Source organism: Mammaliicoccus sp. B-M6 (genome assembly GCF_022386965.1).
GTDB classification, from domain to species: domain Bacteria; phylum Bacillota; class Bacilli; order Staphylococcales; family Staphylococcaceae; genus Mammaliicoccus; species Mammaliicoccus sciuri_A.
This window is the reverse complement of the sequence record NZ_JAJNHJ010000021.1, coordinates 17,232-43,211: the sequence shown is the minus strand read 5'-3', so window position 1 is coordinate 43,211 and position 25,980 is coordinate 17,232. Positions and strand designations below refer to the sequence as shown.

At 31.9% G+C, this 25,980-nt stretch carries 25 protein-coding genes and 2 pseudogenes; 18 read left to right on the top strand and 9 right to left on the bottom strand.

Features of this window, described 5'->3' with window-relative positions:
• The 3 genes and pseudogenes from LQ693_RS09015 to LQ693_RS09005 all read left to right on the top strand — a co-directional run.
• Positions 1-398, top strand: a pseudogene (locus LQ693_RS09015) (phospho-sugar mutase); the annotation flags it as partial.
• A gap of 236 nt (positions 399-634) precedes the next feature.
• Positions 635-988 (top strand): hypothetical protein, encoded by a 354-nt coding sequence (locus tag LQ693_RS09010; RefSeq protein WP_204170237.1) that lies wholly within the window; start codon positions 635-637, stop codon positions 986-988.
• Between the two features lie 73 nt (positions 989-1,061).
• Entirely contained in the window at positions 1,062-3,227 is a 2,166-nt protein-coding gene (locus LQ693_RS09005; protein ID WP_204170236.1) for a bifunctional glycosyltransferase/CDP-glycerol:glycerophosphate glycerophosphotransferase, read from the top strand.
• A 235-nt stretch (positions 3,228-3,462) separates the two neighbouring features.
• On the opposite strand, the gene LQ693_RS09000 is transcribed toward LQ693_RS09005, so the two are convergent.
• Positions 3,463-4,260, bottom strand: a complete 798-nt coding sequence (locus LQ693_RS09000; RefSeq protein WP_204170235.1) for a glycerophosphodiester phosphodiesterase family protein — start codon at positions 4,258-4,260, stop codon at positions 3,463-3,465.
• Positions 4,261-4,487: 227 nt separating this feature from the next.
• On the opposite strand from LQ693_RS09000, the gene LQ693_RS08995 reads away from it, so the two are divergent.
• Both LQ693_RS08995 and LQ693_RS08990 read left to right on the top strand, forming a co-directional pair.
• Positions 4,488-4,643 (top strand): hypothetical protein, encoded by a 156-nt coding sequence (locus tag LQ693_RS08995; RefSeq protein WP_239703170.1) that lies wholly within the window; start codon positions 4,488-4,490, stop codon positions 4,641-4,643.
• 15 nt (positions 4,644-4,658) lie between these two features.
• Positions 4,659-5,489, top strand: a pseudogene (locus LQ693_RS08990) (accessory Sec system protein Asp2); the annotation flags it as partial.
• A gap of 38 nt (positions 5,490-5,527) precedes the next feature.
• Here LQ693_RS08990 and LQ693_RS08985 read toward each other — a convergent pair.
• Both LQ693_RS08985 and LQ693_RS08980 read right to left on the bottom strand, forming a co-directional pair.
• A complete protein-coding gene (locus tag LQ693_RS08985; RefSeq protein ID WP_204170234.1) occupies positions 5,528-6,427 on the bottom strand; it encodes a macrolide 2'-phosphotransferase in 900 nt (299 codons plus the stop codon).
• A gap of 41 nt (positions 6,428-6,468) precedes the next feature.
• Complete coding sequence (locus LQ693_RS08980; RefSeq protein ID WP_204170233.1) at positions 6,469-7,071, bottom strand: DJ-1/PfpI family protein; 603 nt, start codon at positions 7,069-7,071, stop codon at positions 6,469-6,471.
• Between the two features lie 157 nt (positions 7,072-7,228).
• On the opposite strand from LQ693_RS08980, the gene LQ693_RS08975 reads away from it, so the two are divergent.
• From LQ693_RS08975 to LQ693_RS08955, 5 genes are all read left to right on the top strand, one after another.
• Positions 7,229-7,930: an alpha/beta hydrolase gene (locus LQ693_RS08975; protein ID WP_204170232.1), complete on the top strand. Its 702-nt coding sequence runs from the start codon at positions 7,229-7,231 to the stop codon at positions 7,928-7,930.
• 218 nt (positions 7,931-8,148) lie between these two features.
• A complete protein-coding gene (locus tag LQ693_RS08970) occupies positions 8,149-8,520 on the top strand; it encodes a GntR family transcriptional regulator (protein WP_025905784.1) in 372 nt (123 codons plus the stop codon).
• On the top strand, positions 8,507-9,388 hold the full coding sequence (locus LQ693_RS08965; protein ID WP_107572838.1) for an ATP-binding cassette domain-containing protein: 882 nt from the start codon (positions 8,507-8,509) through the stop codon (positions 9,386-9,388). Before LQ693_RS08970 ends, LQ693_RS08965 begins: the two co-directional genes overlap by 14 nt.
• Positions 9,381-10,064 carry a hypothetical protein gene (locus LQ693_RS08960; RefSeq protein WP_107566004.1) on the top strand — a complete coding sequence of 228 codons (684 nt, stop codon included), beginning with the start codon at positions 9,381-9,383 and terminating at the stop codon, positions 10,062-10,064. Before LQ693_RS08965 ends, LQ693_RS08960 begins: the two co-directional genes overlap by 8 nt.
• A gap of 133 nt (positions 10,065-10,197) precedes the next feature.
• Positions 10,198-11,217 carry a DUF418 domain-containing protein gene (locus LQ693_RS08955; protein ID WP_198471549.1) on the top strand — a complete coding sequence of 340 codons (1,020 nt, stop codon included), beginning with the start codon at positions 10,198-10,200 and terminating at the stop codon, positions 11,215-11,217.
• Between the two features lie 43 nt (positions 11,218-11,260).
• Here the strand turns inward: LQ693_RS08955 and LQ693_RS08950 are convergent, their stop codons facing one another.
• Positions 11,261-12,076 carry a MerR family transcriptional regulator gene (locus tag LQ693_RS08950; RefSeq protein ID WP_107572836.1) on the bottom strand — a complete coding sequence of 272 codons (816 nt, stop codon included), beginning with the start codon at positions 12,074-12,076 and terminating at the stop codon, positions 11,261-11,263.
• A 153-nt stretch (positions 12,077-12,229) separates the two neighbouring features.
• On the opposite strand from LQ693_RS08950, the gene norA reads away from it, so the two are divergent.
• The gene (norA, locus tag LQ693_RS08945; RefSeq protein WP_103361931.1) at positions 12,230-13,375 is read left to right on the top strand and encodes a multidrug efflux MFS transporter NorA; all 1,146 of its coding nucleotides are present in this window, start codon (positions 12,230-12,232) and stop codon (positions 13,373-13,375) included.
• Positions 13,376-13,831: 456 nt separating this feature from the next.
• On the opposite strand, the gene LQ693_RS08940 is transcribed toward norA, so the two are convergent.
• Complete coding sequence (locus LQ693_RS08940; RefSeq protein ID WP_107565296.1) at positions 13,832-14,977, bottom strand: aminotransferase class I/II-fold pyridoxal phosphate-dependent enzyme; 1,146 nt, start codon at positions 14,975-14,977, stop codon at positions 13,832-13,834.
• Positions 14,970-15,875, bottom strand: a complete 906-nt coding sequence (locus tag LQ693_RS08935) for a PLP-dependent cysteine synthase family protein (protein WP_103361933.1) — start codon at positions 15,873-15,875, stop codon at positions 14,970-14,972. Before LQ693_RS08935 ends, LQ693_RS08940 begins: the two co-directional genes overlap by 8 nt.
• Before the next feature lie 217 nt (positions 15,876-16,092).
• Here LQ693_RS08935 and LQ693_RS08930 point away from each other — a divergent pair, with 217 nt between their 5' ends.
• The 4 genes from LQ693_RS08930 (at position 16,093) to mhqD (ending at position 18,797) form a co-directional block, all read left to right on the top strand.
• Positions 16,093-16,524 (top strand): MarR family winged helix-turn-helix transcriptional regulator, encoded by a 432-nt coding sequence (locus LQ693_RS08930; RefSeq protein ID WP_103361934.1) that lies wholly within the window; start codon positions 16,093-16,095, stop codon positions 16,522-16,524.
• A 72-nt stretch (positions 16,525-16,596) separates the two neighbouring features.
• Positions 16,597-17,559 (top strand): ring-cleaving dioxygenase MhqE, encoded by a 963-nt coding sequence (gene mhqE, locus LQ693_RS08925; RefSeq protein WP_239732974.1) that lies wholly within the window; start codon positions 16,597-16,599, stop codon positions 17,557-17,559.
• Positions 17,560-17,580: 21 nt separating this feature from the next.
• Entirely contained in the window at positions 17,581-18,186 is a 606-nt protein-coding gene (locus LQ693_RS08920) for a flavin reductase family protein (protein WP_239703167.1), read from the top strand.
• A 20-nt stretch (positions 18,187-18,206) separates the two neighbouring features.
• Positions 18,207-18,797, top strand: coding sequence for a methylhydroquinone degradation carboxylesterase MhqD (mhqD, locus tag LQ693_RS08915; RefSeq protein WP_107565295.1), 591 nt, complete (start codon positions 18,207-18,209; stop codon positions 18,795-18,797).
• 184 nt (positions 18,798-18,981) lie between these two features.
• On the opposite strand, the gene LQ693_RS08910 is transcribed toward mhqD, so the two are convergent.
• Complete coding sequence (locus LQ693_RS08910; RefSeq protein WP_239703166.1) at positions 18,982-20,277, bottom strand: YhgE/Pip domain-containing protein; 1,296 nt, start codon at positions 20,275-20,277, stop codon at positions 18,982-18,984.
• A 158-nt stretch (positions 20,278-20,435) separates the two neighbouring features.
• On the opposite strand from LQ693_RS08910, the gene LQ693_RS08905 reads away from it, so the two are divergent.
• Positions 20,436-21,050 carry a TetR/AcrR family transcriptional regulator gene (locus LQ693_RS08905; protein ID WP_103361939.1) on the top strand — a complete coding sequence of 205 codons (615 nt, stop codon included), beginning with the start codon at positions 20,436-20,438 and terminating at the stop codon, positions 21,048-21,050.
• A 49-nt stretch (positions 21,051-21,099) separates the two neighbouring features.
• Here LQ693_RS08905 and LQ693_RS08900 read toward each other — a convergent pair whose 3' ends face one another.
• Both LQ693_RS08900 and merA read right to left on the bottom strand, forming a co-directional pair.
• A complete protein-coding gene (locus tag LQ693_RS08900; protein WP_037589350.1) occupies positions 21,100-21,666 on the bottom strand; it encodes an ATP-dependent Clp protease proteolytic subunit in 567 nt (188 codons plus the stop codon).
• Between the two features lie 83 nt (positions 21,667-21,749).
• Positions 21,750-23,072, bottom strand: coding sequence for a hypothiocyanous acid reductase MerA (merA, locus tag LQ693_RS08895; RefSeq protein ID WP_103361940.1), 1,323 nt, complete (start codon positions 23,070-23,072; stop codon positions 21,750-21,752).
• A gap of 197 nt (positions 23,073-23,269) precedes the next feature.
• Between merA and LQ693_RS08890 the strand changes: the two genes are divergently transcribed.
• On the top strand, positions 23,270-24,067 hold the full coding sequence (locus tag LQ693_RS08890; RefSeq protein WP_037589348.1) for an SDR family oxidoreductase: 798 nt from the start codon (positions 23,270-23,272) through the stop codon (positions 24,065-24,067).
• Between the two features lie 27 nt (positions 24,068-24,094).
• Complete coding sequence (locus LQ693_RS08885; RefSeq protein WP_103361941.1) at positions 24,095-25,978, top strand: BglG family transcription antiterminator; 1,884 nt, start codon at positions 24,095-24,097, stop codon at positions 25,976-25,978.
• The last annotated feature ends 2 nt before the right edge of the window (positions 25,979-25,980 follow it).

Sequence of the window (25,980 nt, the reverse complement as noted above, 5' to 3'; positions counted from 1 at the left end):
ATAATCAAACTTTCAAAGATGTTTTAGACAATATTTATCAAGAACTAGGTCAATATAAAGATAAGACACTCTCACCAACATTTGCAGGTGCGGAAGGACGTAGTAAGATCCAACAAATTATGAATGACTTTAAACAGTTAGAAACAATTGAGATAGAGAATCTAACACCATTGTATATAGAAAACTACATCACACAAGAATCTCGAGATATACAAAGTGGTGAGAAAAGCACTATTCAGTTACCTCAAACAGATCTTATCAAATTTGTTTTTGAAGAAGGATTTATAGCAGTCAGACCATCAGGAACAGAACCAAAAATGAAACTGTATTTCTCATTGAATGTAGAGAAGTTGAACGATGTGATAGAGTTATTTAGGGAAAAGTTTAATTTAAAATAATTCATTATGTAAAAAAGCAACCTTCAATAAGTAGGTTGTTTTTTGTATACTATTAAATTTTGCAAAACTAGATTTGTAATTATTATACTTTTTTAGTAGTTAAGATGAATAGTTTAATTGATTTAAAAGCGTTGAATTGTAATATTAAAAATAAAATGTTGAAAATCAAATTTACAAATGTAATATTTTGTAGTTTAATAATAATATTGATGTTTACAAAGGGGAGAGGTCGAGCATTGAAGAATATAGTTCTGGTAGTGGTTGTTTTTTGTCTCACAATAATGTCTGCAGTCTTAATGATAACAACAGACAATGAAGCTAAAGATAGTAAAAAGACAAAACAAGAAAAAACAGAACAGACGACTAAGAAAAAAGAACAACAGCCGAAGAAACAAGATAAAGCAATCAATATAAAGAATCAAGAAGAACTAGCTGAAATTATTTACAGTAAACAAGATGAGCAAACAAAGATGAACGCATATAATGAAGTAATCAAAAAAGGGATATTACCACGAAGTCATAATTATCAAGAAGCGATTTATGCATATGAAGAATCAGTATGGTTGAAGAAAAATTCTGGAGATAATTAGTACACTAAAATAGTTATTAGCTAATAGAAATAAATGTATTGTTGTGCAATTAGTATAGATAAGGAGATATATAATGAATGAATTAACAGTTATTGTCACATATTATAATGAGGAAGAGTATATTCGAGAATGTATTAGAAGTCTTAAAAATCAAAGAAACCAAGACTTTAATGTGATTATTGTTAATGATGGCTCAGAAGATAAAACGACTGAAATATTATTAGAAGAGTTAGAAACTTATGATAAAGAAGTACAAATTATTAATTTTGAAAAAAACCAAGGTCATGCAAAAGCAAGAAATAAAGCAATTGAGAATGTAAATACTGATTACTTTATGTTTTTAGATGCTGATGATCAACTTGCCTCTTATGCAATTGGTTATTACTTAAAGAATATTGATGGACTAGATGCTTTAATTGCACCAATTTATAAATTTACACTTCGAAAGCCACAATTCATTAACCAGAATATAGTTAAAGTGAGAAGACTGAATTATGAAACAAATGCTAATTCGTTCTTGAGAAAGAATTCAGCTTGTAACATTTTATTTAAAACAAGTATTGCTAAAAAATATAATGTCAAATTTAATGAAGAACTAGAAATTTATACTGATAATTCATTCCTTATCGACTATGCTTCTCATGTAGATGAATTCGTGAGAGTATTTAACTTCCCATTTTATTATCGTGGTGAAGTTTATGATCCGTTTAAAACACAAGTATTAACTGAACAAGAATTTGATAAATTATTTGTTGATTATGCGAAAAGTTTCTTTGATTCATTGAAGAGAAATAAAAATAAAATTCATAGAAAATTTTTATTAGATAAAATGAAAATAAAGATTATAAAAGAGTTTAATCCTGGTCAAAGGGACATTCAATCTCGATATCAAAAACATGGAGAACTTCTAAGTAGAATAGCAAAAGAATTGAAATCACCTAATTTAAATGAGGGTAAATACTTATTCCAAATAGAAATGTTCTTATTACGTATGAAAAAACCAGAACTTGCTTTGAAAGTTAATAAATTCAGAAAGTATTCAAGACATTTTAAAAGTATCCTTCTTAGAACAAAAAATAAAAATAAAGCTATTTATTCCTTATTTGATAATGAATCAAATGTTGATGATAATGTAGTTGTATTTGAAGCCTTTGGAGGTAAAAACTATAGTGATAGCCCGAAATATATCTATGAATATATGCTAGAAAATTATCCGGAAAATCAGTATGTTTGGATACTAAAAAATCCAAGTCAATCTGATATACCAGGAAACCCATTAAAAATTAAAAAGGGTTCTTTAGAATACTATAAAGCATATTCTAAAGCTAAAGTTTGGGTTAATAATGCCAGATTGCCACTAACTTTAAATAAAAAAGAGAATCAAAAATATATTCAAACTTGGCATGGTACACCACTAAAAAAATTAGCTAACGATATGAAGGTTGTAAGAATGCCAAGTACAACAACACCACAATATAAAAGGAATTTCCATATGGAAACTTCTAGATGGGATTATTTAGTTTCACCTAATCGTTATTCTTCAGAAATCTTTGAATCAGCCTTTTGGATGGATGAAGAAAGAGTGCTTGAAATCGGTTATCCAAGAAATGACATTCTAGTTACACATGCAAATGATGAAGAATTCATTTCTAAAATAAGAGAAAATGTGAATATACCAGAAGGTAAGAAAGTCTTAATGTATGCACCAACTTGGAGAGATGATGAGTTTATTAAGAAAGGTCAATATTTATTTGAGTTAAAAATCAACTTGCAAAACCTTTATGAAAGTATTGGTGAAGAATATGTTATCTTGTTAAGAATGCATTACTTAATATCAAATGCTATAGATTTATCTGGATATGAAAACTTTGCTATAGATGTTTCAGATTATGATGATATTTCAGAATTATATCTTATTACGGATGCCTTAATAACAGATTATTCATCAGTAATGTTTGATTATGGCGTTTTAAAAAGACCACAATTCTTCTTTGCATATGATATTGAAAAATATGATAAAGATTTAAGAGGATTTTACTTAGATTATGTTAATGACTTGCCAGGACCGATTTTTGAGGATCCATTTGATTTAGCTGATAGTTTGAAAGATATAGATTTAATTAAAGAATCTTATCAAGATAAAATTGATGAATTCTATGAAAGATTCTGTAGCTTAGAACAAGGGGAATCATCTAAGTATATTGGTGAATTAATTAATAAAGAAATAAATAATAAATAATGATCTTATAATAAAGAATTTACAATTTTATTAACTATCCATCGTAAAGTTTGGATTAATATTATAATTACACAACCAGTAATAGCCCAACCACATATGTGATTGGGCTATTACTTTTCTTCCAATGTGAGATATGATTACATTTGGAAGAGGAATTAAATCTATAAATATTACAACACTAAGTAGTCCTATTAATTAAAGTAATTATAGTTGTATATATTTAAATCAAAACTTATTAAGGATTATTATTAAAAGCACCGTCAACATTAATATCTTTCATTTCTTTAACTTCTTTTTCATTATTTAGAGTAAATACATGAACTTTTAATCCGTGTTCATGTATTTTTTCTACTAATTCTTCATTAATTATATCTTTATTAAAACCAAGTCCATATGCAAATTCAGATAGTCTTTCCATTTTTTTGTCGTTTAATTTTTTTACATCTTTATCATCTATCAAATAAATTAACGGTATATTTTCGTTTAAATTATGTATATTTTGTAGACTAGTCTCAGAGAATGATTGAATAATTAAGTTGCCTTTTTTCAAACTTTCTTTTTTAAGCAAACCATTATTTTCTAAATCTTTTATTAGTTTTTCATCCATTCCTGGATACATATCTGGATGTTTAGTTTCAATATAAAAATTAGTTTTATCTTTATACTTATTCAAAATATCATTTAATTCTGGTACTTTTTCATTTTTATATTTTATATCAAACCATGATCCAGCATCTAAGCTTTTTATTTCTTTTAAAGTTTTGTCTTTAACTAATCCAGTCCCATTAGTAGTTCTATCTACTTTATTATCGTGCATTGCGATTAACTTTTTGTCTTTAGTCATTTGTAAATCTAACTCTATATAATCTGCATTTTGTTTTATGGCTTTATCATAAGATGCATATGTATGTTCTGGTTTTGAACCACTTGCGCCTCTGTGCGCTATGTTTAAATAGTCTTTATCTAAAGTGCTGTTCCCACACCCAACTAATAATATACAATTTAATATACTAATACCTATTAATTTCTTCATGTTCTTCACCTACAAGTTTATTATCTATTTATTATAGTATCATTTATTTACATAAAGATACCTTGTTTATTAAGTTTAGTCACTTATAATTATAGAGCTAATTGCACGCTTTTTATATAATTCTTTCTATAAGAATTCCCCAATATGTTAAGCTATAACAAACATTTCTTTTTTAGTACGACATGATAGATATAATACATAATACTAAATAGAGGGTTGGGATATTTATGGCTTATTTGTTTGATAAGGGGAGGTTTGTTTCGAAAGCTCGTAATAAACCTAAAGAAATCTATGCGCTTCATGAGCCTATTGATTTTATGAATCAAAAGCGTATTCAAATTGATACGGGTAGTGATTCGAATTTTATTCAGTTAGCTAGATAGGATCGTAAACTACACGAAATGTATAAAGAAATTTTGGCTAATGATTATATTTTATATTTTCATCAAAAGACGATTTCTAAGTTCTATAAAAGAACACATGTACAAGAATTGTTCCAGAGAAAAGATTTAATCAGACATAAGGATATATTCTATACGTTAGATGAGCCGGCTGGTAGAAAGGTAAATGATGAAGTACCTAAGAAGTTGCTTGTTATTTTCACTTGTATGCCAGATGCTAAGCGATATGATAGTTCGTTGATTCCGAACAGGATGTTCCCTAAGTTCTTTGATGGTATTGAGAGAAGTCTTGTGAAGAATGTGTATACTTTAAGAATAATGGATTTAAATGTATCACATGGCTCTCATTATATTAGTACGACGAATTATCCTGAATATGAGGAGGAAATTCAGAGTACGATTTTAAAGGTGATGGATGAACTTAATATTGATAAAGAGCATGTTGTACTTTACGGTGGTTCTAAAGGCGGTACGGGTGCGATTTATCACGGTACGGCGCTGGATATGAATACTTTAGCAGTAGATCCAATTGTGAATATTGGTGGTGGGTTAGAACAGAAGGATAGAAGGTTCTTAAAGGATTTGAGAAATGACGATTTAGTCCCTCAAATTAATCAGCATTTATATGATAGCAATGAATATACGAAATACGTGATATGTAGTGAAAATGTTGAATTGTATTATAAACAGACAGATCGTATTGATGCATCTAAGATATACAAAATCAACTTAGCAGATAAACATATTACGTCACATCCTGAAGTTTCAAGAAACAGTGTGCCGGAACAATTAACCATCTTAAATAATTTCTTTGCGACACACATATAAAGGTTAGCTCACACGAGCTAACCTTTTTTGATGCTATCTTATTCATCAACACCTAATTCTTTCTTTGCCATCTTCTCATATGCCGCTTCTCCTGAAGCAAGCGCAAATTCAGCGATAAACATTGGAAACACAGCATTTAATTCAATAATATGTTCTTTCATATGTGGCCATGTAATGCCACCTGCATTATCATAAGCTGCAATTAGCTCATCTAGCCCTTCATCGCCAAATACACGATGATGCCCCATAAAATCATTGGACGGGTCTGCATGACTTGCTTCTGTCCAATCGATAAGACCTGTCACATTTGCTTCTTTATCCACCATAATATGTCCTGGATGCAAGTCTCCGTGTATCATCGTGACATGGTTTGGCCAGAGTTCATCATTCTCTATCCATGCTTGCCATCTATTCCATAAATCAGAAGAGACACCATACATTTCTTTCACTTTATGCATACGTTCTTGATAATCTTCTTTCACTTGTTGAATCGTTGTCGTCTTAATGTCACTTGAAGCGACTGCTTCATCTGTTATACGATGCAAATCAACGAGTACTTCTGCCAATGTATCAATAAAATTCTGAGGCACGGGTTTATGTTCAATTTCCCATACGTATTGTTGTAATTCAGGATCAATTGTAGCTGCAGGTACGCCTGTTAGTTTAGGATACGCAATTAATGTTTCTTTATGAATTTGCCAGTTAGGTACTTCAAATGATACATGTTGTTGTACGAAGTCTACGGTTTCTTTTTCTGAATCTGTCCGTTCATACACTTCTGGTCTTCTAGGTATGCGTAATACCCATTCAACACCATGTCTATCTCCAGCAAATGCTACTTGAAAATCAAGTCCTGATTCGTTTATTGTAATGGATTCAGGTTGAATATCTAAACCACATTCTGCGGCAATCGTGACAATGTTTTCATGTTGTGTCATATTGAGCGCTCCTTAAAGGTTATTTTTATATTTCTTAGCTTTTATCCAATTTCTCCGTATTTCATCTTATAAGATACATAACCTGATTTATAAAAGTATTTTTGTTTTTCAGCTTCTTTGTAATCCAGAAGTCCTAATGCACGAATCACATTAAAAGCAAAGTCTACTGCACTGGATCCGTTTGCTGTGACGAGGTTCTTATCAACGACACTATCTTCATTTATAAAGTCTAATGCGTTTGTATAGGCTTTGTATTTCTCTTCAGTCGTCCATTGGTTTAAATCATTTCCCGTATGTTTATATCCCGTAAGTAATCCATTTCGTGCAAAGAAGTCAACAGCTGCACATATTGCACCTACAACGATATTGTTGTCTAATGATGTCTTAATGAGTTGAGCGAGTTGTTCATTTTCAATTTGTGACCAATTGTTACCGCCAATGATAATTAAAGCATCGTAAGGATCTTTAATGTCATCTATTGTATAGTCAACGATTGTCTTTAATTGGCCGATAGATGTAACAGTTGATTCACCTAATGATACTGTATCGATTTTAAATCCGTGTGACATAGCGAGTTCTGCAGCAACGTAACTGACTTCCCAATCTGCATATGCTTCTGTAAGAACGATTAGCGCTTTTTTCATAAAAATAACACCCCTTGTTAAATTTATTTAAAGATTATTTTAATCATGATACAAAGGCATCTCATATGCAAATGATAACTAACGGTATTTGTGGTATGATGTAATAAATGATAACACTTCTCAATTATTGAAGGGAATATAACGGGAGTGAAAAGTTATGCAAGTTGTACAAAAATTTTTATGGAATGATCGTTTCGTAACGGTAGCAATGCCAGTTGGTTATGATGAACAAAATCCTAAACCATTCAAGACAGTAATCGTTCAAGATGGGGATTATATATTTAATCAACTGATTGAAGATAAGCCACGAGATATTATGTATGTCGGTATTGAACCGGTTGATAGAAATAGGGAATATACGCCATGGGAAGAGCAAGTTGATCAAGCACATTATGCGGGAGAAGCTGATCAATATTTAGATATGTTGGAATTTGAATTAATACCATTTCTTAAAGAACATTATCATATCTTTGACGAAGCGGAATATTTAGCAATCGGTGGTGGGTCATTCGGGGCGTTAGTTTCATTATATGCTTTATTAACACGTCCACACTTATTTGGTAGCTATATTTTAATGTCTGCTTCTATGTGGTATCCGAACTTTTTAGACTTCATTAAAAATAGTAAACCAATAGAGTATCCACGTCATATTTATTGGTATGTAGGAGAGCAAGAAGGGGTAGAATATCCTAATATTTTAAAATGGATGGTACCGAATACGTATGAAGCGGTTGAGTTGGTGAAAGGTAAGCTGGTTCATGATGATTCGACTTTAACGTTTATAACAGATAAAGAAGGCATTCATAGACATGAATACTTTGAAAAATATTTCGACAAAGCGATTCATACGTTGTTTTAGATGTAATTATTATAAGTGACTTAGACATGATGAGGTGTCTAAGTCTTTTTTGTTTTAATAAATTAAATTTAACGTATGTGAATTGCTGATATAATAAGGGTTAACATCGTTTAGGACGAATGAAATAAATGAAGAATGTTTGACAAATAACATGAATGATATTATAGTTGATTACACAACTAATCAACCAATCATGTTATAGGATAAGGAGAATGAAAATGAAACCTACTTTAAATGAAGATACACCTATATTTTTGCAAATTGCAGATATGATTAAAGATGATTTAGTTGAAGGACTTTTGTCAGAAGGCGAACAAATACCTTCCACAACGGAACTTTCAAACTTTTACAATATTAATAGAGCGACGGCTCAAAAAGGTATTGCACTGTTGATGGATGAAGGCATTGTAGCTAAGAAGAGAGGGATTGGTGTATTTATAGCTGAAGATGCGCGCGACAAGCTCGTAAATACAAGAATGCAAGACTTCTCAAACTCTTATATCCAAAACATGGTTAAAGAAGCTAAGAGACTTAATATAAGTAAGGAAGAACTCATAAGAAGGGTGGAACAAGACTATGACAATCATTGATATTCAGAACATGTCGTTTAAGTACAAAGATGAATATGTACTTCAAGATTTAACACTTCAAGATGATGAACCAATGATTATTGGTTTATGGGGACGAAATGGGTCTGGTAAGACGACGTTAATGAAACTCATGTCAGGTCAAGAAAAACAAAATTCAGGTGACATAGCGATATTAAACTATAAACCTTATAACAATGCAGAAGCTTCAAAGCAAATTACGTATTTAAGAGAGAATCACTTCTTTGGAAAGTCATGGAATGTTAATGACGCGATGAAATTTGCAGCGATGTTCAATGACAATTGGAATCAAGAAGAAGCGGATTATTTAATAGATTTATTTGAACTACCACGAAAGAAGAAGATTCGAAACTTTTCTAAAGGTATGAAGTCAATGGTTCAAAGTGTGATTGGGCTCGCAAGTCATGCACCAGTGACGATGTTAGATGAACCGACAAACGGATTAGATGCTTATATGAGAAAGTTGTTTACACAAGCATTGAGAGAATCGTTCGAAGCGGATCCGAGATATATCATGATTGCTTCTCATCATATTAAAGAAATTGAGAAGATATGTGAAAAGCTCATCGTGATATCTGATCATCGTGTGAAGTTACATGAGCCAATAGAATACTTTCAATCTAGAGGTGCGATTTTAGTTGGTAAATTAGAAGACATCCATCAAATTACTTCGAGTGATACGATTATCGAGCAATCAACGATTATGAGTCAGCATAAAGTGATGGCGGATATTCCATATGATGCAGCGTTACAAGAACAGTGTAGAGCGTTGAATGTGAAAGTTGATAAAGCAAGTATTCAAGATTATTTAGTGAATATGACGATGACAAAGGAGGCTAATCATGGGTGATTTAAAAGGATCTTTCTCGATTATCTTTAAAGAACTAAAAGTACAATTATATACGTTTAGTATCGTACTTGTTGTTTTAGCCGCGATATACTTTGTAATTGGATTTTATATTGGACCATCAGATTCATTTAATCCTTTATTATCTGGACCGGTATACGGTATCTTAGGTTTCTTACCATTATTCATGTTTGGTGATCCACTTAAATCATCAATTGAACTTGGTGCGACAAGAAGACAGTATATCGTAAGTTTATGGCTAAGTTACATTATATTTATAGTTATGATGCTTATCATTCAAGAAGTGATCAGCTTTATATTAGAGCGTGTAGCAAGTGCGGCAAATAGTGATGTAACACTTATGAGAATATCAGATATACTGCCTAATGCTAGTGGATTGGATAGTATGTGGGTGGATTTCCTAGCTATATTGTTTATCGCAGGAATTTGTTTCTTACTCGGTGCGATTATGTACCGAATAGGTATTATCCCAACAATGATTGGTGTACTATTTCTAGGTGTCATCGTATTTATCTGGTTTGTACTCGGTGATTTCACACCATTATTCAAATGGGTATATCAACATATTTATGAAATGCTCCATATATTAGGGGCAGTTGGAATCATATCAGCATTATGTATCTATCCAATTATGATTCAAGCAAGATTGAAGGCATAGTATTATATTGAGGCTAGGGCTAGTTGTCCTAGTCTTTTTTGATGTGATGTGACAGGGCATGTGACAATATTGTTCGTTGTATTTCTTTGTATAAATGATAAATTATAACAAGGAATTAAAGGAGGCATATGTCATGAATCCGACTGCATCGAATCATCGTATTTATGAATTAGATTATATTAGAGGATTTGCTTTATTAGGTATTATTTTTCTTAATGTTTCGAGCATTATACAAGTACCATTTGATTTTTCAATAGTAGAAGTTCGTTATCAGAAGTTTTTAGATATATTTATTGAATCAAAGTTTATGTCGATTTTTTCATTTTTGTTTGGTGTTGGTTTTTATATTTTTATTAATCGTGCAAAAGCGAAAAGTGAACATCCATATGTGATTTATTTGAGGAGAATTTTGATATTGGCGCTGTTAGGATTAGGGCATATGCAACTCCAACCGGGAGAGGTATTGCTTGTGTACGCCATATTTGGTTTAGTGCTACTACCACTGTTTAAAGTGAATAAGTGGGTGAATTTCGTAATCGGTATCGTACTCTTATGCGTAGCGATTGGCTTAGGTGGAAAAATATTAATGCCGCTTCCACTGTTCACTTTAGGTTTAACATTTGCTCAATTTGGTCTACATCAAAAAATGTTTCAGCATAGAAAGTATTATGCCATTATTGCGGTAATTTTGATGATTATTTCGGTAATCGGCATCTATTACTTGAATCAAATCTACGTTGGCGCTTCTTATCAAGCGATTAAATATACAGGTATTACTGAAGCACAATATTTGAAACAATACGCTTTAACAAATCAATTTATTTTAATTTTGAGTCCTATCATGACGATCTGTTACTTTAGTGTACTCGTCACGTTATTACAATATAAAGTTGTGCAACAATTATTGAAACCGTTAAGAACTTATGGGCAAATGGCACTTACGAATTATATCGGGCAGACGTTGTTGATACTATTATTTAGCTACGGATTAGGATTATCAGATTGTCGTTTAATTCATACGGCGAATCTTTGTTTAATCATTCTTGTGATACAGCTAATATTCTCAAGTTTATGGTTAAGTTACTTTAAATATGGTCCGTTAGAATACTTATGGAAAATCGGTACGTATTTCAAGATGTTTCCAATAAAATAAAAGCATAGATTCTGGGAATTGATATCCCAGAGGCTATGCTTTTTTATATGATTTCAATCATAATTTTAGTGATATATTCATTCTCATTATTTTTAATAACTGAATCAAATACGTATTCTTCATATACATAGTCACCCATTGTTAAATTCAATTCATCGATTTTATTTAGCATTTTGTTATACGCTTCTTCAACATGTTCATCAATTCCTATATAATAACCGACTAAATATTTACCTTTTAACGTAACGATATTTTTATAGTGCTTTTTAGAATTTGGGATATTCACGTATAGATAACTATAATGAAGATAATTGCCACTCAGAATATCATTTTTATGCGTTACGACACCGATTGGCTGACTAGAAAAAATCTCGTGTGATTTCAGCTCATCAATAAACTGGTTAATCGATATTAAGAAATCGAGTTCTGAAGCATTCGCGATGTTGTCACTGATATAGAAAGTCATTTCATCATATTCTTCAATTTCAATTTTATCAAAGGAAGTTTCCATAGCGTCTCTAATGAGTTGAATTTTACTATCAATGATCATTTCATTGTATTCTAAATGCTTCTTCTGTTCTTGAATCGTTTTCTTCTGTTGCGTCATCAAATTTAAAAAGTGCTCAGGTGATTTATTTTGCGTATATTCTTTAATTTCTTTCAATGGCATGCCTAGTTCTTTTAATAATGTAATTACACTTATAAGTTCAATTTGTTTAATGGAGTAATATCGGTACCCAATTTCGTTCTTATAATCTGGTTTAAAAAGATTGATTTTATCATAGTATATGAGTGTCTGACGGCTAACATTTGTTAAGCTTGCAAACTCACTTATAGGTATTTGATTAATTTTTTGCATAAATTAAGTTCCTCCTATTGACTGTATAGTTACTATACACTATAAATTGTATATATTAAAGATTGCATTATGTTATGCAAATCAAAATAAATAGATTAGAATATAGTGAAAATCACTTAATATTTGTAAAAGTAATGAAGAAGGAGGTCTAAAATGAATAATAAGTTAAACGTTTTATATTTTAATATATTTTTAATGTTTTTAGGTATTAGTATTGTCATACCAGTATTACCTACAATTTTGCATGATTTAGATTTAAATGGAAGTGATTTAGGCATGCTGGTCGCAGTATTTGCAATGTTCCAAATGATCGCTTCACCGTTTGGAGGACGATTTGCAGATAAGTTTGGTAAAAAAATTATTATCATTATCGGCCTGCTATTATTCTCCATTTCAGAATTTATTTTCGCAGTGGGTAATACATTTTCAATACTTTTAGTTTCAAGAGTATTAGGTGGCATTAGTGCAGCGTTTGTCATGCCTGGTGTAAACGGTATGATTGGTGATTTATCCACTTCAGAAAATAGAGCAAAGAACTTTAGTTATATGTCAGCCGTTATTAATACAGGGTTCATAGTTGGACCGGGTGTAGGAGGATTCTTAGCAGAAATTTCGCATAGAATGCCTTTTTATTTTGCTGGTGCACTTGGCATCATCGCTTTGTTATTCTCAGTATTCCTTTTAAAAGAAGCAAGTGACGATGATTCAAATGAAACAGCACGTCCAAAAGTCAAAGAGCCATTTCCATATAAATTATTTGTCGTACCGGTCATCATTATGTTGATATTGTCTTACGGTTTAGCATCTACAGAAACAATGTTCTCATTATATACAGCAGAGAAAGTAGGCTTTGAACCGAAAGATATTTCTATCGCGATTACAGGTGGCGCTATAGTAGGGGTTATATTCCAATTATTCTTATTCGAGAAACTTGTCGGTAAGATTGGTGAAATTAAATTAACGCTATTCTCATTAATCTACTCAGTGTTAATTCTAGGAGCCTTTGTATATGCTTCTCACTACATTACAGTGATGTTAGTCAGTTTCGTAATATTTATAGGATTTGATTTGATCAGACCATCTATGACGAACTATTTCTCTAAATTAGCAGGTAATAACCAAGGAACAGCAGGGGGCTTGAACTCAGCAGCCACTAGCGTTGGTAACTTGATAGGACCATTAGTAGCCGGAGCAGCATTCGATATTAAAATCGACTTCCCGTTATTTATAGCCATGGCATTCTTTATCATCGCTTCAATTATCATCGCATTTTATAGACCAGATAAATTAAAATTCTAATAAAAAGTCAGGGACACCTCGCATGATGTCCCTGACTTTCTTTTTTGGGAGAAGTAAATGGGGGGAGGAGTAAGTTGGGGAAAGTGAGATGGATGGAGAGGTATGTATTTATAGAAATGGGGGCGACAAGAAAATTAGGAGGTCTGTATTTATCAAGACTGGCCAAACAAGATAAATAGAGGCGCTGTATTTATCAAGACTGACTAAACAAGATAAATAGAAGCGTTGTATTTATCAAGACTGACCAAACAAGCAACATAGAGCCGCCGTATATTGCAAGACTATCTAAACAAGCAACATAGCTCGCTCGTATATTGCAAGACTGACTAAACAAGCAACATACGATCCTCGCACTCCTCACATACCGCCATCGCTCACAAAATATACCCATCCACTAAACCTCTAATATGAAAAAGCTGAGGCAGCGGTTAAATTCCGCTACCTCAGCTTTTCTTTTTATGATATTTGGTTTAATGCTTGGTTTAAGTCTTCTACTAAGTCTTCTGTATCTTCTATACCGATAGATAAACGGATCATGCCGTCTGCGATACCTTCTTTATGACGAATTTCTGCTGGTATTGATGCATGTGTCATAAGACTTGGTACTGAAATTAAGCTTTCTACTGCGCCTAAGCTTTCTGCTAATGTGAATAATTTTGTATGTTTAATGACTTCTTTTGCTTTTTCTACATCAGCAACTTCAAATGAAATGATACCTGGGTATCCTGAAGCTTGTTCGAAGTGAATGTCACGATTCACATGGTCTTCATTTAATGGATGAATTGTTTTAACAACATTTTCATGTTTGTTTAATAATGCTACGACTTCTTTAACGTTTCTATTAATTTGTTCTACTCTTAAACCTAATGTTTTGATACCACGTGTTAATAAATAACTATCTTGAGGTCCTAAAATACCACCAGTTGAATTTTGGATGAAACCAATTCTTTCTCCAAGGATTTCGTTAGCTGTTACGACTAATCCTGAAACAACATCACTATGTCCGCCTAAGTATTTAGTAGCTGAGTGAAGAACAATATCAGCACCTAGGTCTAATGGGTTTTGGTAATAAGGTGTCATAAATGTATTATCTACAACAGTTAACATGTCATGTTTTTTAGCGATGTCACTTGCTGCTTTAATATCTGTTACTTGAAGTAACGGATTTGATGGTGTTTCAATAAATAACATTTTAGTTGTGTCTTTAATAGAAGATTCTATATTGCTCACATCAGTTGTATTGATAAAATCAAATTCAATACCGAAGCGAGAGAATACTTTTGTTAATGCACGGTAAGTACCACCGTATACATCTGAATTAATTAAAATATGGTCACCTTTGTCTAATAACATGATGACTGCTGAGATTGCTGCCATACCTGAACCGAACGCATAACCATTTGTACCGTGTTCTAAATCCGCGATTAATGTTTCTAATGCTGTACGAGTAGGGTTAGCTGTTCTAGAATATTCATAACCTTGTCTTAAATTTCCGATACCGTCTTGCTCATAAGTACTTGTTTGATAAATTGGTGTTGTTACCGCACCTGTATATGCATCTGTTGTTTTACCGCCATGGATGAGTAATGTTTTTTTATTCATAATCTTTTCCTCCATAATTAAATATATTTTTAGACATATATCTATCACTGCCATCAGGGAAAATGACGACAATATGTCCTTGTTCGATTTGTTTTGAAACGTCTATTGCTGCTTGTAATGCTGCGCCTGATGAACTACCAGCAAGAATACCTTCATTTAATGCAAGACCTGATACATTTGTAAATGCATCTTGATCCGAAATGACTTTAATATCATCGATTAAATCTCGCTTTAGAAATGGTGGCCACTTTTCAACGCCAATTCCTTCAGTATCGTGAGCATGCGCTTCGCCACCAGCAAGAATGCTTCCTTCAGGTTCTACAATGATATTACGTACTTGATGTTCTTTCATGACTGTAGCCATTCCTGTAAAAGTTCCGCCAGAACCAGCACCAGCAATCAAATGTGTGGTGTCTGGACATTGTTCAAGAATTTCTGTCGCTAAAGTATGAACATATGCTTGTGGATTCTGTTCATTTTCAAATTGATTGATGTAATAAGCGCCGTATTGTTCAGCGTAAGACTGTGCTTGTTGACGTGCACCTAACATACCTTCAGAACGTGGTGTTCTTCTTACTTCAGCTCCTAAAGCTTTCATGATGTTCATCTTTTCTTCCGAGAATCCTTCAGGTGCAAAGATAACGCAGTTCATATTGTAATGGTTCGCTACGATAGCAAGTCCAATACCTGTGTTTCCGGCAGTGGCTTCAACTATCGTATCTCCAGAACGAATATTACCTTCAGCTAGTGCATGTTCTATCAGATGCTTGCCTAGTCGATCTTTAATGCTGCCACCTAAATTATAACTTTCTAATTTCGCAAATATTTTCACATTGTCTGTACTGTAATGTTCCAATAAGACAAGTGGCGTATTCCCGATTAAATCAAATGCTTTCATCCCATTACCCCAATTTAAATTAATAAATATCTTAGTTTTTCAATAAGAATTATAGGTTAAACATTATTAAAAATCAACTAAATTAAATTTGTTAGAATATTGAAAATATAATAAAAACAAAGTTAGTATATTTTTTATACTCAAAAGTGTTGACATTTATTTGGAAGAGCGTTACAATTATCTCGAAATCGAAATAATATTTTAATAGGTGATGAACATGGATAGAACGAAAGAATCATTAAAAGCGCTAGTAGGTATAAAACGTACCAATGATACGTTAGATCGTATTGTTAAACAAGATATGAAGAACTACGGTTTAAATATTACTGAATTTGCTGTAATGGAACTTTTGTATCATAAAGGTGATCAACCTATTCAAAAAGTAAAACAACGCATCTTAATTGCAAGCAGTAGTACAACTTATGTCATCGATCAACTTGTTAAGAAAGGATATGTAACACGTCGACAAGATGAGCAAGATAAACGTATTACGTATGCTGTTCTGACTGAAAGTGGCCATGAATTGATGGAACGTATTTTTCCACAACATGCCGAAACAATTGAAAAAGCATTTTCTATATTAGATGACGAAGAGCTAGCGATTTTTCGTAGAGCACTTAAAAAAATAAGCGCAAATTCTACTAAGTAGTGGATAGCGCAAATTTTTTTACAACTTATTATTTCGAATTCGAAATAAAAATAAAGAAAGAAGGAAACTATAATGAGTAATCCAGAACTTATCGGTATCCATCACGTAACTGCAATGACAAATGATGCAGTAAGAAACTATGAATTTTTCACACAAGTACTAGGTATGCGTTTAGTTAAGAAAACAGTAAACCAAGATGATATATATACGTACCATACATTTTTCGCAGATGATCAAGGGTCTCCTGGTACAGACATGACATTCTTTGACTTTCCAAATAACCCGAAAGGTAGTCGTGGTACAAATTCAATTAGTCGTGCAGCATTTAGAGTGCCAAACGATGCTGCGCTTGAATATTATTTAAATCGCTTTGAAGAATTTGGCGTTAAACATGACGGTATTCAAGATCTATTCGGTAAAAAGGTATTACCTTTTGAAGAAGAAGACGGTCAAAGATATCAATTAATTTCAGATGAATTAAATGAAGGTGTTAAACCAGGTATTCCTTGGAAAAATGGTCCAGTACCTGAAGATAAAGCAATTTATGGATTGGGACCAATTGAAATTACAGTGAGCTATTATGAAGACTTCAAATCTGTATTGAAACAAGTTTATGGTATGAAACCAATTATTGAAGAAGAGAACGTGACATTGTTAGAAGTTGGAGAAGGCGGTAACGGTGGTCAAGTTATTTTGAGAAAAGACGACCAAGGTCCTGAAGCAAGACAAGGTTACGGTGAAGTACACCACGTATCATTCAGATTAAAAGACCATGAAGCGATTAAAGCATGGGAAGAAAAATATAATGAACTTCGCATTGGTAACTCAGGTAATGTCGATAGATATTATTTTGAAGCGCTATACGCAAGAATTGGTCATATTCTTATAGAAGTATCTACTGATGGACCAGGATTTATGGGAGATGAACCTTATGAAACATTAGGTGAAAGTCTTGCATTACCGCCATTCTTAGAAGCAAAACGTGACTACATTGAATCTGAAATTAAAGCTTTTGATACTAGTAAAGAACATTAATAAGAAAAGGTGTGGTTTAAGATGAAGGAGATACGACCAGAAGTCTTATCGCAGAAAGAAAACTATAAATTGTTAATAGGGTCTATTATTCCTAGACCAATTGCATTAGTCACAACAGAATCAGATGATAACGTACTGAATATAGCACCGTTTAGCTTTTTCAATGTTGTATCTTCAGACCCACCGATTCTTTCTATCGCAGTACAAAGAGTGAATGGTGAAATGAAAGATACTGCACGAAATATCATTCAGAATAAAGAAGCGGTCGTGCATATTGTAGATACAGATAATGTACGTGATGCGAATCAAGCAGCGGCTTTGTTAAGTCATGAAGAAAGTGAACTCGAACGTACGAATTTTGAAACAGTAGATTCAGTTGAAGTATCTGTGAAAGGCTTGAAGCAAAGTAAGGTTCGATTTGAAGCGGTTCTATATGATGATATTGTAATTGAAAAAGACGGACAACCTATTTCAGATTTATTGCTGTTAGAAGTGAAGTATTATCACTTTGACGAAGGTATTTATGATGATGGCTATATTAATAAAGAAAAGCTCAAAGCGGTAAGCAGACTAGCCGGGAATGATTATGCTGAAATTGGACACACATTCACAATCGAAAGACCATAATATGATGGGAGATAGTAAATATGAAACATATATTTAAACAAGGTGCACAAGGTAAACCAGTATTTCTATTACTTCACGGAACAGGTGGAGATGAAAGGGATTTATTACCATTAGCAGAAATGCTTGATCCGACTTATAGTATTTTGAGTGTTAAAGGTGAAGTATCTGAGAATGGTATGGCTAGATATTTCAAAAGACTCGGAGAAGGGCAATATGATTTAGAAGATTTAGAATATAGAGGACAAGAACTGTATCAATTTATAGAAGAATCCTCTAAAGAATATGGGTTTAACTTAGAAGATGTTATACCAGTAGGATTCTCTAATGGTTCTAATATGGCGATTAATCTCATATTAAGAGAACAAACACCATTCCAAAAAGCACTGCTCTTTGCACCTCTTTATCCATTAGATTTAGAAAATAATCATAAAGATTTATCTTATTTTAAAGTCTTTTTATCAATGGGTGCAAGAGATCCAATCGTTACAAACGCACAAAGCGAGCGCGTGATAGAAATATTTAAAGAACGTAACGCAACCGTGACAGAAGCATGGGTTAACAGTCATGAAATTACGCAAGAAGCGGTACTAAAAGCAAGAGAAATATTATAAAAAGAAGACCAGCTCGGGTGAGCTGGTCTTTTCTTGTGTGAGGGAGAGTGGGGAGTGGCTAACGATCAAGAAAACGAAACAAGATCGTTAGCACACCATATCGCAAGGATTCAAAGAGAAAAAATAACATAATAAAAAATCTCATGTGGCACTGAATAATTCAGTCACATGAGATTTTTATATTTTATGATGGTACTTCTGTTCTTTTTCCGCTATGTTTTCTAAGGATAGCTGCTGATATAGCTGATACCCCACCGAAGATGATAAAGCCTATAAACATCCACATTGTACTATTAAGTTCGATATCGAGGTGTAAATACAATAGTCCTCGTAATGTTTCTGCATAATGTCTAAATGGATTCCATCCAATCATATACTCTTGATAAAATTGTGGCAACATTTGTGTTGGTAACATGATGAGTTGCAAACTAAAGAATAACAATACCATAAATAATGGAATAGCTTTGACACCTAACCATGTCATAAATCCTAAGATTAGACTGATGAATGCAAGAATCGCGATTGAAATGTATAAACCGATTTTAGTTGGTTCGTTAATTGTTACATCTAATACTTGCGTCATAAAGTAAATATATCCAAATCCACCGATTAATGCTGTAACGATTGCACTGCCTAATTGGCCAAGTGAAGCGATAATACGGTCTTTAATAGTGATATTATTACTTGTTCTGAATGAGAAGAATAGAACAACTGAGCCAACTAATGATGCTAACCATACTGGTGTGAACATTAAGAGTGGTAGGTTACCGTTAGCTTGATGTGATTTAACAGCGTTCATGTTTGTTTTATCCACTTTAATTGGATTTGTGATACTTTGAATATCTGAAGCTGAAACGTCGACATCCATTTTATCTAAAGTTTGGATAGCTTGTTTAGAAATTTGTGTATTCAGTTGATCACCGATAGTCGTTAACATTGTATTCGCAAGTTGTGCACCTTGCATGCTTGAACCTTCGTTAACGATGATTTCAACTTGTCCTTGTTTAACTTTAACAGGTTCAACTTTGTTTTGTTCTTGCATTTTTTTAGCTTGTTCAGGTGGAATTTGTCCACTTTCGATTTTTTCTTTCATTTGTGACTGCATTTCTTTAATTTTTGCGTCTTGAACAGTCTTTTGAACTTTACTTATTGAATCTTTCGAAAGATTTTCATCTAAAATTAAGGCGCCATAATATTTGTTGTCTTTGAAGCCTTGTTTTAAATCTTTCTTATTATCTACATCTATCCATTCAACTTTATCTGATAAATCTTTATTATCTTTAATTTTATCTGCAAAAGTTTTCCCGATATTGACATCTTTGTCTTGCATTGTTGTACCCTTATCTTGATTCACAATTGCAATTGGTACTGATTTAGGTTCTGGATTATATGCTGGAATAAAAGCAATCGCTAATAATAAAAGTATGACGATTACTAGAATAGGTGTCATCCAAAAAAGTTTCTTTTTGAAAATATTCATATTTTTTCCTCCTTATTAATGAACATTGTGTTGATTATTAATAACATTGTTTATTATAATAGAATTTAAGATAGTTACAATCGTCAATTACTTACGATACGTTTATTAATCAACAAATATATGAAAATTGTTCATTAAAATAAGGAGAATGGTTAAAAATGGCAGAAGATCGACGCGTAAGAAAAAGTAAAAGAGCAATTAAACAAGCATTTATCCAGTTATTAAAAGAAAATAACCTTGATCGTATTACGATACAACAAATTTCAGATTTAGCAGATGTAAATAGAGGAACCTTTTATTTAAATTATGAAGATAAATATGCTTTGTTAGATGAAATGGAAAATGAACAAATTGAGAAAATCAAAGGATTTGTAGATATTAGAAAGATGGATTTATCCACTAAGAATAGTGATCGTTTTATTGAAGACTTTGCGAATAAAATTATTAAAAATGTCATTACACATATTGAGCATAATATTGAATTTTATCAAGTGATTCTCAACTTAGAACGTAAAAGTCAAATCGAAGAACAATTAGCAGATATTGTGAGAAGTAATATTAAACATTTAATAGGTAATAAGGATAATGTATTCGGCATTCCAGAAAATTATTACTTAAGTTATGTAGTAGGTTCAATGATGTCGATGATCAAATACTGGGTATCAGATGAAAATCGAGTATCCGTAGAAGAACTCGTAAATTATGTCTCAACAATCGCATCAACAGGACCATTGTCTATTATGAAACGTATGATAGATGAGAATATTAAGTAATATAGATAAGGCAAGGGCAACTATCGCAGCCCCTGCCTTTCATGTTACGTTATTTTATTTCATCACGAGATTTAATGATTTTGTTAATAAATCCGTAGTCTTTTGCTTCTTGTGTGCTTAACCAGTAGTCACGGCCAGTGTCTTTTTCTACTTTTTCAATATCTTGGCCAGTTTCTCTTGCGATTAATTCATTAATTTTTTGTCTTGTACGAATAATTTCTTTAGCTGTAATTTCCATTTCAACAGATTGACCTTGTACACCGCCAGAAGGCTGATGAATCATGAATCTTGTATTAGGTAAACTGTAGCGGTTTTCTTTTTTACCAGCTAAATAAATAATAACGCCTGCACTTACTACCCAACCAGAACCGATAATATTAACTTCTGGTTTAATGAAATTAATCATATCATGAATGTAATAACCTGAATCTACATGACCACCTTGGCTTGAAATAAATAGATTGATAGGTTCATCGCTCATTGCTTCTAATAGTAATAGTTGATTACCGACTTCTTTTGCAACTTTATCATTGATTTCCCCGGTAATAATAACCGTACGTGTTTCTAATAACTTTTCAGTAAGTATATCTTTTTCGTTATGTTTTTCTTCAGACATGAAATCACTCCTATAATGATTGATACTACTATTGTGAACGAGTGCGATTTTGATTTCAAATAATTTGACCTATTTTGACTAAATTAAATATTAAATAAATCGTTAAATGATTCAGCCATCGTAGGGTGCGTATAAATGTTATCTCTTAAAACGGTATATGGAATTTGTTGATCCATTGCAAGTTTCAGAATGTTAATCAATTCTTCAGATTCTTTACCGTAAAGACTTGCACCTAGAATGAGTTTACTATCTACATCTACAACAACTTTAAATAAACCTCTGTCATCATGATTGATTTTGTGACGAGGGATATTCTTCACTTCAATTTTGCCCTCTAAAATATTGTGACCATTTTTCTTAGCTTTACTTGCAGTGTAGCCAATTCTTGAAAGTGGAGGATCTAGAAATACGGTATAAGGCACATAACCTCTATTTTCCGTTGTGCGATGTTGTTCACCAACTAAATGATCTTTAACAATACGGTAATCGTCTAATGAAATGTAAGTAAATTGAGGACCACCTTTAACATCTCCAACTGCATAAATATGATCTACAGAAGTTTGTAGATGTTCATTAACTTTAATTTCACCTTTATCTCCAAGTTCGATATTTGTATTTTCTAAAGCTAAATCCGTATTAGGCACACGACCAGTCGCTAGTAATACCGCATCCCCAGTTATATCACCTTGAGAAGTATGCACAACAGGACGATTATTTTCGGTAGAGAAGGCTGTTACTTCAGCTTCATCAATAAATTCAATATCCTGACTAATGATTTCATCATAAATAAGAGAAGCAATATCTTTATCTTCAGTTACTAATACATGCTTACGAGGATGTACGATTTTAATTTTACTGCCTAATTTTGAAAAGATTGTCGCGAATTCTAAAGCAATATAACCAGCGCCAATAATAACAAGCGTTTCAGGTAAGTGATCTAATGCCATAATCCCTTTAGAATCATAAATATTTTCAGTTGTCTTAATACCATCTATATCAGGAATATTTGAACGCGTACCCGTATTAATCACAATCTTATCCGCTTGAATCGTTTCAACCGTTTCATTCTGATCATTTAAAAGTACCACTGTTTGGTTATCTTTAAAATGCGCTTTATAAGTGTACACTTCGATATTGTCATCAGAATTAAGATTGTTGAAATTCTTCTTATTTAAAGCAGCAACAACATCTTTCTTACGATCCATCGCTTCAGAAAATGAATGATGTTCTAGACTTTCATGGAGCAATGTCTTACTCGGAATACAACCAACATTTATACAAGTTCCGCCATACATTTTTGAATCTTGCTCAATAACCGCGACCTTTTGACCTTGCCCTGCAAAATCTTTAGCAAGCGTCTTACCAGCCTTACCAAAACCAATAATCAACATATCAAATCGTTTCATTTACAAAACCTCCAATTGTGATGATTTATATTTAGTATAACGCTTTTTGAGGTGTAAATCTGTGTAGGATGCTTCAATATCAGTTAGCAAGTTTTCTATTATTTTACCGTTTTCAAGTTTATGCATAAAAATCTAAATTAATTATGAAAGCGTTTAATACTATAATGAATTTACAAATTACATAGGAGGCAATAGATATGTCTAATAATTGGTTAGAGATAGAACGTAAAGTAATAATTGTTACAGGTGGAACATCTGGAATCGGTAGACAGATTGTGAATTCACTATTAGAAAATGGTGCAATTGTATATAATGTAGATTTAAAAGATAATCCAATTGATAATGAACATTATCATTTTATTCAAACGGATGTTACAGATGAAGAAGCGGTTCAAAGTACAGTTAGTCAAATTTTAGAAGAGCAATCTCAAATTGATGTACTTGTTAATAATGCAGGCATAAACTTACCTAGATTATTAGTGGATGTTAAAGGTGAAAAACCAGAATACGAAATTAATATGAAAGATTTAGATTTAATGTTTGGCGTGAATTTAAAAGGACCTATATTATTTAGCCAAGAAGTAAGTAGACAATTCGTCAAAAATAATAAAGGTATTATTGTTAATATTGCGAGTGAAGCTGGTCAAGAAGGCTCAGAAGGTCAAAGTATATATTCTGCTACAAAAGCTGCATTAATTGGATTTACAAGAAGTTGGGCTAAAGAATTAGGTAAATATAATATTAAAGTTGTAGCAATTGCTCCAGGAATATTAGAAGAGACTGGGTTACGCACAAAACAATATGAGGAAGCATTAGCTTATAGTAGAAATACAACTGTCGATAAACTTAATGGTGATTATTCAAAATCTATACCATTAGGAAGAGTAGGAGAATTAAAAGAAGTAGCTGATTTAGTTTGTTATTTAAGCTCAGACAAATCAAGCTATATTACGGGGACAACAATTAACATTTCTGGTGGTAAATCAAGAGGTTAAATTAAGAGATAGAAAGGTGGGGAAGTTATGTTATTGAATAAAAAACATTTATTAATAATAGAAGTATTGCAGAAAGAACACATATCAACTGATAAACTTGCCCACCAACTTTCTATATCTCAAAGAACGTTATCTAACTATATTAATCAACTACTTACACATTTTGGTGGTTCAATCAGTATTATTAAAGATCATCATGAAATATCGATGATTGTATTAGATGAATCAGTATTCTTTAATATTTTACAAAAACTGAAAAATAATATAAGTAAAAGCATTCATGAAGTCGAAGCTAGAGAAGAAAGTGTCTTTTACTATTTATTGAATAATGGTGTTTGTACAATCGATGACATTGCTGAAGAACTATATATAAGTAAAAGTATCGTTAATAATACGTTGATAGAAATAAAAAACATATTAAAAAATTACAAAGTTGAAATTAAAGGTACTCAAAACGTTGGTCTCAGAATCGAAGGTAGTGAAATTGAAGTAAGGAAAGTATTGATTGAATGTTTTCCGAATCAATATAAAAGTGCTATATTACCCGACCATATAAATGAAACTTTAAAAAATATTCAAGATAAGTTTAACTTAGATGCTACTAGTTATAGAAGATTAAGACTTTCTACACAGGTCATATTAACTAGATTGGACGAAGGATTTAATATTCAACAAAATGTTCAAATAGACGAGAGAGTGTATGAATCGGAAGACTTCAAAGTTGTCAGTGGCATTAAGGATTATATTAAGAAACATTATGAAGTTGTATTTCCTAACTTAGAAATTCTATTAATCGTCTTTCAAATTATTGGTAGGAGAGCTTCGATTATAGATGAAATGATAAATGAACAAGATCAGACAATACTTAATAGTATTATTGAAAATACTATTAAAGACATTAACTTTTACTACACTATAAAAATAGATGAGCAACTGTTCAGTAATGATATAAAACTTCATATCAAATATCTCATAAATAGACTCATATTCGAGATTAATATTCATAATGATTTAATAGATGAGGTTAAAAAGAGATACCCATTTGCTTATGAATTATCAAAGGTACTTGCAGAAAATATTGAAAAAGAATTAGATATAGAAGTTCCTTTAAATGAACTTGGATTTTTATCTATATATTTTAGTGTTTACTTGCAGCAATTAGAACAAAAGTTAAAAGAAATAAAGTCGATTGCGTTTATAACAGATCAGGGATTAAGTAGTGGAAAATTGGTAACAGTGCAGTTAGAAAGAATTTTTGGTAAAGATATTCAAGTGAAAGTAATAAATGAAAATCAAATTCAATTGAATGATATAGATCAATATGATCTAGTAGTTTCAACAATAAAAAGTAATAGATTATTTAATAAAATTATTTATGTAGATAATATTTTAGATGAACAAGCTTTGAAGCTTAAAATAGAGCAGTTTCTAATATATAAAGATGTTAATAATCGCCAATTATTTAATAATAGTATTTTAGTTGATTTTATCAACGAGTCTGATGTTTATCATATTAGTAAAAGAATGAATTACAAAGATGTTATTAAGTATTTATCACTTGAAATGATTGATGAAGAGAAAGTAGATTCTGGCTTTTCGAATAGAATACTAGAAAGAGAAGATAATAAATCTACAATAACTGGTTTATTAGGCTTCCCTCATACTAGCCACAGTCTAAATGATATATGGGTGAAGTTTTGTATATTAGATGAACCTCTATTAGATTATGAAAATGTAAAAATTATTGTAATGGTAGCAACACCAGAAAATGAAGGTAATGAAGCGGTACTAATTCGATTATATGAAGAAATATTAGCAATTACAGCTAACAGTTATATCATTGAAAAAATCAATCATGATACGGATTATATATCGCTTGCACATATACTAAATAAAGAAATCGGAGGTTAGTT